12 protein-coding genes are annotated in these 9,144 nt (G+C 56.5%); 7 read left to right on the top strand and 5 right to left on the bottom strand.

The annotated features are described in order from the left end of the window. The 3 genes from K5905_RS19650 to K5905_RS19640 form a co-directional block, all read left to right on the top strand. On the top strand, positions 1–324 hold a 324-nt coding region (locus tag K5905_RS19650; protein ID WP_297586827.1), incomplete at its 5' end, for a transglycosylase domain-containing protein. A 181-nt stretch (positions 325–505) separates the two neighbouring features. After that, a complete protein-coding gene (rpmF, locus tag K5905_RS19645; protein WP_296591987.1) occupies positions 506–691 on the top strand; it encodes a 50S ribosomal protein L32 in 186 nt (61 codons plus the stop codon). 226 nt (positions 692–917) lie between these two features. After that, positions 918–1,340 carry a hypothetical protein gene (locus K5905_RS19640; RefSeq protein ID WP_297586826.1) on the top strand — a complete coding sequence of 141 codons (423 nt, stop codon included), beginning with the start codon at positions 918–920 and terminating at the stop codon, positions 1,338–1,340. Positions 1,341–1,389: 49 nt separating this feature from the next. Here K5905_RS19640 and K5905_RS19635 read toward each other — a convergent pair whose 3' ends face one another. Then, positions 1,390–2,031, bottom strand: coding sequence for a septation protein A (locus K5905_RS19635; RefSeq protein WP_297586825.1), 642 nt, complete (start codon positions 2,029–2,031; stop codon positions 1,390–1,392). 121 nt (positions 2,032–2,152) lie between these two features. Beyond that, positions 2,153–2,971 (bottom strand): methyltransferase domain-containing protein, encoded by an 819-nt coding sequence (locus tag K5905_RS19630; protein ID WP_297586823.1) that lies wholly within the window; start codon positions 2,969–2,971, stop codon positions 2,153–2,155. 119 nt (positions 2,972–3,090) lie between these two features. Here K5905_RS19630 and K5905_RS19625 point away from each other — a divergent pair, with 119 nt between their 5' ends. Next, complete coding sequence (locus tag K5905_RS19625; RefSeq protein WP_297586820.1) at positions 3,091–3,801, top strand: DUF3299 domain-containing protein; 711 nt, start codon at positions 3,091–3,093, stop codon at positions 3,799–3,801. Positions 3,802–3,874: 73 nt separating this feature from the next. Here K5905_RS19625 and phbB read toward each other — a convergent pair whose 3' ends face one another. Together phbB and K5905_RS19615 are read right to left on the bottom strand one after the other, a co-directional pair. Further along, positions 3,875–4,603, bottom strand: a complete 729-nt coding sequence (gene phbB / locus K5905_RS19620; protein ID WP_297586819.1) for an acetoacetyl-CoA reductase — start codon at positions 4,601–4,603, stop codon at positions 3,875–3,877. A gap of 123 nt (positions 4,604–4,726) precedes the next feature. Further along, positions 4,727–5,908 (bottom strand): acetyl-CoA C-acetyltransferase, encoded by a 1,182-nt coding sequence (locus tag K5905_RS19615; protein ID WP_297586818.1) that lies wholly within the window; start codon positions 5,906–5,908, stop codon positions 4,727–4,729. Positions 5,909–6,207: 299 nt separating this feature from the next. Here K5905_RS19615 and phaR point away from each other — a divergent pair, with 299 nt between their 5' ends. Together phaR and K5905_RS19605 are read left to right on the top strand one after the other, a co-directional pair. Then, positions 6,208–6,795 (top strand): polyhydroxyalkanoate synthesis repressor PhaR, encoded by a 588-nt coding sequence (gene phaR / locus K5905_RS19610; RefSeq protein WP_297586816.1) that lies wholly within the window; start codon positions 6,208–6,210, stop codon positions 6,793–6,795. A gap of 6 nt (positions 6,796–6,801) precedes the next feature. Beyond that, complete coding sequence (locus K5905_RS19605) at positions 6,802–7,314, top strand: GNAT family N-acetyltransferase (RefSeq protein ID WP_297586815.1); 513 nt, start codon at positions 6,802–6,804, stop codon at positions 7,312–7,314. Positions 7,315–7,322: 8 nt separating this feature from the next. Here the strand turns inward: K5905_RS19605 and K5905_RS19600 are convergent, their stop codons facing one another. Beyond that, entirely contained in the window at positions 7,323–7,754 is a 432-nt protein-coding gene (locus K5905_RS19600) for a heme-binding protein (protein ID WP_297586814.1), read from the bottom strand. 169 nt (positions 7,755–7,923) lie between these two features. Here K5905_RS19600 and K5905_RS19595 point away from each other — a divergent pair. Next, positions 7,924–9,144 (top strand): gamma-glutamyltransferase family protein (locus K5905_RS19595; protein WP_297586812.1); only part of this gene is annotated, 1,221 nt, incomplete at its 3' end.

Below are 9,144 nucleotides of genomic sequence, written 5' to 3'. Positions count from 1 at the left end.
TCTTATCTGCGCAAGGGACTGGAATTGCCACTGGCGCTGATGCTGGACGCGATCCTGTCGAAGAAACGCATTCTGGAAATTTATTTGAATATCGCCGAATGGGGCGAAGGGATTTTTGGTGCGGAAGCGGCGGCACAAGCCTGGTTCGGGAAGCATGCGAAGGACCTGACACGGACGGAAGCGGCTCGCCTGGCCACCGCATTGCCCAATCCTCGTGGCCGAAACCCTGCAAATCCGTCGTCGGGGCATCGTCGTCTTGCCGGTACAAATCACGCGCGGGTCAATGGTGCTGGTCCGATTTTCGGCTGTGTTCTGGGGAATTGACCTTCACCTGGTGGAATGTCCGTTCAGTCTGTTATATTTAGCGCAAGAAATTTCTGTCTATGGGGTGGCAAAACGCTGGCTTTGCCTGTATAACGCCGCGCATTCGAACACGCTGCGTGCTGCCACGCCCCGGGCTTACCCGGTCCGGGCCGCGGTGTCATGGACCACGGAGAAAAACAAAATGGCCGTTCCAAAGAGAAAAACCTCGCGCATGAAGCGCGGTTTTCGCCGTTCCGCGGACGCCCTCAAGCAGCCGACTTACGTCGAGGACAAGGATTCAGGCGAACTGCGTCGCCCGCATCACGTTGACCTGAAGACCGGCATGTACCGGGGCCGTCAGATCCTGTCCGCTAAAGACGACGCTTAAGTTCATTCTGCTTTCAGGAGAATTTGTCTGAAAGCAAAGTGCTGTTCTTAAGGTGGATCGCCGCATGGCAAACCAAGATTGAGGCTGGCCTTGTTCCAACAGGCTGGCCTTTTTCTTTGGTTCTGAATTTGAATGCTTGAAAAGGGGCCTTGAAATCGGCCCTTTGATCGTGTCAGCTCCGGGCCCTCGATCTTGAAACGAGGTCATTCAATTCCGGAGCAGCTTTATGCGCCTATTCTCTGCCATTCCTTTCACGCTTTTCACATTACTTATCTACAACGCACTTGCCTTTACCGGCGGGGCGTCGGATCCGGCATTCTGGACGCAGCCTGTTGTCACAATCGCGATGGTGTCGGGCGCAACGTTTGAACTGCTCGCAAGCGATGTCCTGATCACCGTCGGTCTGTTCTTTCTGTTCATTGAAATCCTGAAGGCAACGCGGATCGGAACCACCGCGCTTTTGGATCATATGTTTTCAGTGTTGGTTTTTGTTGCTTATCTGGTGGAATTTTTGGTTCTGCAGCAGGCCGCGACGTCGCTGTTTTTTATCCTGATGGCGATCTCTCTGATCGACGTGATTGCAGGATTCTCTATCTCGATCACCGGTGCGCGCCGGGACGTATCCTTCGGCCATGGGGACATGCATTAAGGGCAAAGCCGCCCAAGGCTTAAGGGAACAGCGTTCAGGGCAATGACGCTCAGGCGTCGTTGCTTTCGTCGATGATTGCGTGTTTCTGGATCAAAGGCAGCTGGGACAAGGTGAACAGCAGGGTAATCGGCATGATGCCGAAAACCTTGAAGCTGACCCAGAAATCGGTCGAGAAACTGCGCCAGACGATTTCGTTGATGATTGCCAGGACGAAGAAAAATATTCCCCAACGAAAGGTGAGCTTGCGCCAGCCCTCGTCCGTCAGTTTGAAGGCGCTGTCAAAGACATATCCCAGCAAGGACTTGCCAAACAAAAGACCTCCCAGCAGGATCGAGCCGAACAGGCAGTTGACGATTGTGGGTTTGAGCTTGATGAACAGTTCGTCATGAAGCCAAAGCGTCAGGGCGCCGAAGACGAGAACGACGACACCGGACACCAGAGGCATTATTGGCAGGCGTTTTGTCAGCCACAGGGATGCGACCAGCGAAATGGTGATCGCGACCATGAATGCTGCGGTTGCCAGGAAAATCGGCTGACCGATCGATTGCAGAACCGGGAAGGTCTGGGCGATCTGTTCGCCGCGGGAATTGAACAGGAAGAACACACCGAGCGGGCCAAGCTCCAGCGCCAGCTTCAAAAGAGGCGACAGTTCCTTGCGTGTCGGGTCGTTCGGGGCGTGTTCGAATTCCATTCTTCTTCTTCTCCACCTCAGCGATACCCGGGACATAGGGGCAAGGGGCAGGGCGGGTCAAGGCGCAAAGGATTTCACTTTTTGAATTTGACGAGCTGGAATGGCTCTTCGCTTGTCGGACCTACTGCTTCTGACCGGCCACAAGATGAACGGTCAAATGCGCAAAAAAACGACCGGATGCATGGCGTTCCTCGAGATTTTCCTCAAAGGCGATCCCTTCGGCCGTTGAAACGAAACCGGCTTCAACGCTTCTTGCGACGGTGTTTTTGAGGTCGAAAATTATTTCGGCATCCGGCAACAGACGCAGCAGAAGAGGATGCACACTGTGATGGGTCAGCGCCAGTTCCGCACCAAGCAGGTCCACAAGGGATCGTCCGAGATGCGGATTGCGGATCGTCTTGGCAAATTCAGATGTGATCTTTTCTGAAATGTCCGGTAGGTCGGAGCCGATCACATAAGTGCGCCAGTCCGGTTCAGCGGCGCAGACGATGCCGCCGGGACGAACGATCCGTGTCATTTCGGCTATGGCACGCGCCGGATCGGCGACGTGCTGCAGCGACCGGTCGATCCGGGCGGCGTCGAAGACATTTGCCTCACAGTCGAGATTGTGTATGTCGCTGTGCCTGACGTTTATTGAAGCTGCGTTACCACTCAAGGCCTCGGATGCATGATCCGTAGCGAAGGATAAAAAGGCATTGCTCAGGTCGAACCCTGTCACGGATCCCTGAGGTACGATCTCCATCAGTCGGGGCAGGTCGAACCCAAGGCCGCAGGCGACGTCGGCCACTTTGCCTCGAGGCGTCAGGTTCAGTGCGTCATACGAGGCATGTTTGTAAGCCTGGAAGTCGGGCAGCCGGTCGATGACAGCAAGGCAGGTCTTGAGCTTTTCGAAGTCCGCCGCGGCGTCCACATCACGATATCCTTCGGGAAGATATGTCATTCAAACCCTCGTGCTTATTTGTGGCTTCGCTATCTTTCAGCCAAAGTGAAGAGATATTACGGCTTCAATCTGGTATCCCATCAGATAAGACGAAGCGTCAAAGCAAAAGAGCGGTCGAGATGCGTCTTTTCCTGATCATCCTGACGATCATCAGCCTGGTTCCGATTGCGCAGGCCGGAACCCGGGTGGATTGGGATGCGCTGCGGGATCCGAAAGCCAGTCAGTTTGAAGATCCTTTTGCGGCCTTGAGCCTTCGTGAACTCCGCTCGCTCGGCACGGTTCTCCGCTTGCGCCAACGTCTCTCGAAAAGCGATGTTTCTGCCGAGACCCGCCCGCAGATTGAACAACGCCTGGAAAACGAGGAAGCCAAACTCGCCGTGTCAGGGGTGGATACCGACGGGCTTCTGGCGCAGCGGCAAGCCATCGCCAGAAAACGTGCCAAAGCTGCCCTGGCCGGCAATCCGGCCTTGGCGGACAGGGATGTCGAGATCACCGGTTATGTCATTCCGGTCCTTGAAGAAGACGGATCGGCGCGCAGCGGCTATCTGGTGCCGGAATACGGCATGTGCAGCCACATGCCGGCTCCGGACCCGAACCAGATGATCCGTTATCATCTGAATTCCGATTGGCAGGCCGACAAGATCTATCAACGTGTTGTTCTCAGCGGGCGACTGGGACTGGAGTTGACCCGCCAGACAATCAATCTGCTCGATGGTGAAGTGGATATGATTGCAGCCTTTGAGATGGAAGTTTCCAGCGTCCGCGCCCATAAAGGACCGGTCAATCCTAACTTTGACAGGACACTGCAATCCTATCCGGTGCATCAGTAATCCGTTTTTGAAGCTTCCAACAAAAAAGGCGCCTTTGCGGGGCGCCTTTCCAATTTTTGTTCGCGCGTGTCGTTCAGCCGTTGGCGATGTACTGGCCGCCGTTGATGGTCATGACCGCGCCGGTCATGAAGGCAGCTGCATCGGAGGCGAGATAGACAACGGTCTGGGCGATTTCCTCCGGATGACCGAGACGGCCGACCGGAATATTCGACACGATGGACTCCAGCACCTTTTCCGGCATGGCAGCAACCATGTCGGTATTGATGTATCCCGGGCAGACGCAGTTGACGGTGATGCCCTTGAAGGCATTTTCCTGGGCGAGTGCCTTGGTGAAGCCGATCACGCCGGCCTTGGCCGCCGAATAGTTTGTCTGTCCCATCTGGCCCTTCTGGCCGTTGATGGAAGAAATGTTGATGATCCGACCGGAACCACGGCCGCGCATGCCATTGATCACCGGATGGGTCATGGTGAACATGGAATCAAGATTGGTGGAGATAACGGCCCGCCACTGCTCGAAATCCATCTTGTGGAACATGCCGTCGCGGGTGATGCCCGCGTTGTTGACCAGAACTTCCACCGGGCCCAGTTCGCTTTCGACCTGGGCGATACCTGCTGCACATGCTTCAGGATTGGAGACGTCCCATTTGTAGACGTGAATGCCGGTTTCGGCCTTGAAGGCTTCCGCCTTTTCAGTGTTTCCGGCATAAGTGGCCGCCACTGTGTAACCTGCATCTTTCAGACCGCGCGAAATTGATTCGCCGATACCGCGGGTACCACCTGTGACTAGTGCGACCTTGCTCATTCCCCTTCCTCCTGACTTCCAGCTTATGGGCCGTTTCGGCTCCTGTAGGTTATTGATTTATCAAAACCGATGTTGGGTCATGGCCGGTTTGTGCCGGCCATGACTATCCAAAACTTGCCTGATTTACCGTTCCAGACACATGGCAACGCCCATACCACCGCCAATACACAGGGTGGCGAGGCCTTTCTTGGCGTCACGGCGGACCATTTCGTGAAGCAGCGTCGTCAGGATGCGGGCACCGGATGCGCCAATCGGGTGACCGATGGCGATGGCGCCGCCATTGACATTGACGATGTCCGGGTTCCAGCCCATGTCCTTGTTGACCGCACACGCCTGCGCGGCGAAAGCCTCGTTTGCCTCGACGAGATCAAGATCGGCAGCGGACCAGCCGGCCTTTTCCAGAGCCTTGCGGGATGCCGGGATCGGGCCTGAACCCATGATCGCCGGATCGACACCTGCCGTTGCCCAGGATGCGATGCGTGCGAGCGGTTTCAGACCGCGCTTTTCAGCTTCTGCCGCGCTCATGACGAGGATCGCAGCCGCACCGTCATTGAGGCCCGAGGCGTTTGCCGCCGTCACAGAACCTTCCTTGGTGAAAGCCGGGCGGAGTTTGGCGACACTGTCCATCGTCGCGCCGTGGCGAATGTACTCGTCATCCTCGACGACGCGCTCGGATCTGCGTTCCTTGACCGTGACCGGTGTGATTTCATCCTTGAACTTGCCGGCTTTTTGCGCAGCTTCGGCCTTGTTCTGCGAAGCAACAGCAAATTCGTCCTGCTGTTCACGGTTGATCTGCCACTTTTCAGCAACATTTTCAGCGGTCTGACCCATGTGGTAGCCATTGAACGCGTCCCAAAGGCCATCCTTGATCATGGTGTCGATCATCTTGAAGTCGCCCATCTTGTAGCCGTTGCGCATATGTGCGCAGTGCGGCGAAAGCGACATGTTTTCCTGGCCACCAGCCATCATGATCGTGGCGTCACCGGTCTGGATCTGCTGCGCTGCGATGGCGACGGTGCGCAGACCGGAGCCGCACACCTGGTTGAGGGTCCATGCAGTCGAGCTGTCCGGAATACCAGCCTTGATCGCGGCCTGACGGGCCGGGTTCTGACCCTCACCCGCTGTCAACACCTGGCCGAAGACGACTTCGTCGATATCGTCGCTTGCAACGCCGGCCTGTTCCATGGCCGATTTCATGACGAGGGCGCCAAGTTCGTGGGCTGGAACATTGGCAAAGGATCCGTTGAAAGATCCGACAGGGGTACGGGTCGCACTGACAATGACGACATCGGTGGAAGCGCTCATACTACTCTCCAGAGCTTTGGGCCGGGCGGCCGTAGAGGGTTGGTGACCTGAAGACACCTAACGATCCAATTTATCCTTGGACTAGAAACTGCGGTTCGATTTGTGTCAACCGTAACTGCCCTTATCGGGGGTTTGTTTTCGCATTTGCGGTATTATCCTTTCGTCAGTGCACATAAAAAGGGTGGCACGATCCGATACGATTGGCTTAGTCTCATAGTTGGAGGAGATGACAGGTATGCGAAAGCCTTGTCGTCAAATGGGAAACTAGCCGTAGTAAGGCTGAGAGGCGGAAGTGACGAATGGCCAAGACGAGCGAGCCAACAATCATCAAGAAATACGCCAACAGGCGGCTCTACAACACGGGCACAAGCACCTATGTCACGCTGGAGGATCTGGCTGTGATGGTGAAGGGGGAAGAGGATTTTGTCGTCTATGACGCCAAGTCCGGCGAGGATATCACCCGATCCGTGCTGACACAGATTATCTTCGAGCAGGAAGGCAAGGGGCAGAATCTGCTGCCGGTTACTTTCCTGCGCCAGCTGATCCGCTTTTATGGCGACAGCATGCAGGGGCTTGTTCCGAGCTTCCTCGAATATTCCATGACGTCGCTGACGAAAGAGCAGGAAAAACTGCGCTCCCAGATGAGCGAAGCTTTTGGGGCGACCGCTTTCGATGCGATCGAGGATCAGGTCAAGCGCAACACTGAAATGTTCGAGCGGGCGATGAAGATGTTCATGCCGTTTCCGGCGGGCGAGGCAGGTGGTGCACCAAATTCGGCACCAGGGGCGGCCAAGCCGGAAAAAGCCGAAGTTACCGATCTGGACGACATGAAACGTCAACTGGAAGAAATGCAGCAAAAGATCAACCAGCTGTCGGACAAATCCTGAGGCGTTGTGTCCGGGGATCAGGCAAATCGCTTTTTTCCGGCTCGTGTCACGGCTTTGGAGAACGTACCGCAGGCCTGCGGACTTCTGGAGACGTGGTACCTGGATGAATGGCCTGCCTGGTACGGCCGGGAGGGGCCTGGCGATGCACGGCAGGACCTGACTGCGTGTCTGGAGTTCGATGGTCGATTGCCCCGTTGCCTTGTTGCATTGGACGAAGCGTCCACTCCGGTCGGAACGGTGTCGTTGCGAAAAATCTCACCAGGTTCCGACCAATATCCCGGAGCCTGGTTGACTGCACTTCTCGTTCCTCCTGAATTCAGGAGATCCGGCGTTGGCACGCGATTGATCGCTGCCGCGGAGCAGGAAGCCGGCCGTCTCGGGTTCTCGGAGATTTTTTCAACGACAGCGTCGGCCCAATCCCTGCTATTGCGTCGGGACTGGGTCAGCCTTGACGTGTTGAAGGCTCCGAGCGGCGCTCTGGAAATATTCCGGAAACCGTTGGAGCCGTCACACGCCTGAATGGCACGTTATCCGCAGTCAGCAACCAGTTCAACGGCTTCAATGCCGGCGACGGCGCAGGTCTCGTCATTTTCCGAGGTGTCGCCGGTGATGCCAACCGCACCCAGGGTCTCTCCCGTTTCGTCCTTGATCAGAACGCCACCGGGCACAGGAACGATCACTCCACCGGAGACACCATTCAGCGCGTTGACGAAATGCGGTCGTGTTTCGGCATTTGCGTTGAGCCATCGTGTGCCAGTGCCGACTGCAAGCGCGCCGACAGCCTTACCCGTGGCGATTTGCGGCCGCATGATTGAAGATCCATCCTGACGCTTGAGCAACATCGTGTGACCGCCTGCATCCAGCACTGCGACTGTCAGAGGCTTCAGATTCAGTTCCGCGGCTTTTTCGAATGCGGCAGAAGTGATGGTCTCTGCCGTTGAAAGTGTGAGTTTGCGCATTGGGTCACTTCTCCTTAAGGTGCTGCTCGAATTCAAGGTTTGCTATCAGAACACAGCGTGGGCGAATAGACGGCTTTCACGAGAAGCTTCTGCAGCAAAATGGAAAAAGTCTGATCAGGGCTCTAATGGAGCATGCTGGTTTTAAAAAGTTTCTGGCGGGAGGAACTCAGTGAAACGCGATTTTCAGGCACCAGGCAGGTCTCCGGTTTTTGCGCGGGATGCGGTTGCCGCAACGTCTCATCCCCTTGCGACCAGCGCGGCAATTGAAGTGCTGCAGGATGGGGGCAACGCGGCGGATGCGGCGATTGCGGCCGTTGCCGTTCAGTGTGTCGTGGAACCGCACATGACCGGTATTGGCGGCGATTGTTTTTCCATTGTCATGGAACCAGGTGGCCGTCTGACGGGTTTCAACGGGTCCGGGGCCGCGCCGCGGGCGGCAACACCGGAAAAGCTTGCGGAGCTTGGCGTTACCGAGATCGGCGACACCTCTCCGCATGCGGTCACGGTGCCTGGCGCCGTGCGAGCGTGGGAAACGCTTCTCAAGGCGCATGGCACCAAGAGTTTCAAGCAACTCTTCAAACGTGCAATCCAGTATGCGCGTGAAGGATTTCCGGTTGCCCCGCGTGTGGCCAGCGACTGGGCCAAAGACGTTGAGAAACTTGCTGCAGATCCTGCGTCTGCGGCCGCCTATCTCATCAATGGTGAAGCGCCTGCGACTGGTATGATCCTGAAATATGCGCATCTGGCGGATACGCTGGAGGCGATTGCCGAAGGCGGCGCGGATGCCTTCTATACGGGTGCCATTGCCGACGATATCGTTTCGGCGATCCAGTCACGTGGCGGGTTGATGACCAAGGACGACCTTGCCGCCTGCCACACAACGGCGGTGTCTCCTGTGGTGCGTGACTATAAGGGACACACCATTGCTGAGTTGCCTCCGAACGGGCAGGGCATCATCGCGCTCGTCATGCTCGGGATACTGGAGCGGTTCGACCTGGAGGCCCTCGATCCGCTTGGGCCTGAGAGGTTCCATCTGGAAATGGAAGCTGCGCGGATTGCCTATGCAGTCCGGGACAAGTTCGTTACCGATCCAGGATATATGGATGTCTGTCATTCAAGTCTGATCGGAGAGGAATATCTCGACACCCTGGCGAAGCAGATTTCGCTGGAGCAGCGCATCGCCTCCCTTCCCGATGCCGAACTGGCACCTCAGACAGATACCGTTTACCTGAGTGTCGTCGACAAGGATGGACTGGCGGTCTCCTTCATCAATTCGCTTTTCAGTGATTTCGGCAGCGGCATTGTTGCGCCGGAGACCGGTGTATTGCTCCATTGCCGGGGCAAATCCTTCAGGGCCGCACCGGGACATGCAAATTCGATTGATGGCGGC

The sequence above is a fragment of the Roseibium sp. genome, assembly GCF_025698965.1.
Lineage (GTDB): Bacteria > Pseudomonadota > Alphaproteobacteria > Rhizobiales > Stappiaceae > Roseibium.
This window is presented reverse-complemented; position numbering and strand designations above follow the sequence as displayed.

Bases quoted from the DNA above. Each gene is read 5' to 3' on its own strand.
- rpmF (WP_296591987.1), top strand. From the start codon at position 506: ATGGCCGTTCCAAAGAGAAAAACCTCGCGCATGAAGCGCGGTTTTCGC.
- K5905_RS19640 (WP_297586826.1), top strand. From the start codon at position 918: ATGCGCCTATTCTCTGCCATTCCTTTCACGCTTTTCACATTACTTATC.
- K5905_RS19635 (WP_297586825.1), bottom strand. From the start codon at position 2,031: ATGGAATTCGAACACGCCCCGAACGACCCGACACGCAAGGAACTGTCG.
- K5905_RS19630 (WP_297586823.1), bottom strand. From the start codon at position 2,971: ATGACATATCTTCCCGAAGGATATCGTGATGTGGACGCCGCGGCGGAC.
- K5905_RS19625 (WP_297586820.1), top strand. From the start codon at position 3,091: ATGCGTCTTTTCCTGATCATCCTGACGATCATCAGCCTGGTTCCGATT.
- phbB (WP_297586819.1), bottom strand. From the start codon at position 4,603: ATGAGCAAGGTCGCACTAGTCACAGGTGGTACCCGCGGTATCGGCGAA.
- K5905_RS19615 (WP_297586818.1), bottom strand. From the start codon at position 5,908: ATGAGCGCTTCCACCGATGTCGTCATTGTCAGTGCGACCCGTACCCCT.
- phaR (WP_297586816.1), top strand. From the start codon at position 6,208: ATGGCCAAGACGAGCGAGCCAACAATCATCAAGAAATACGCCAACAGG.
- K5905_RS19600 (WP_297586814.1), bottom strand. From the start codon at position 7,754: ATGCGCAAACTCACACTTTCAACGGCAGAGACCATCACTTCTGCCGCA.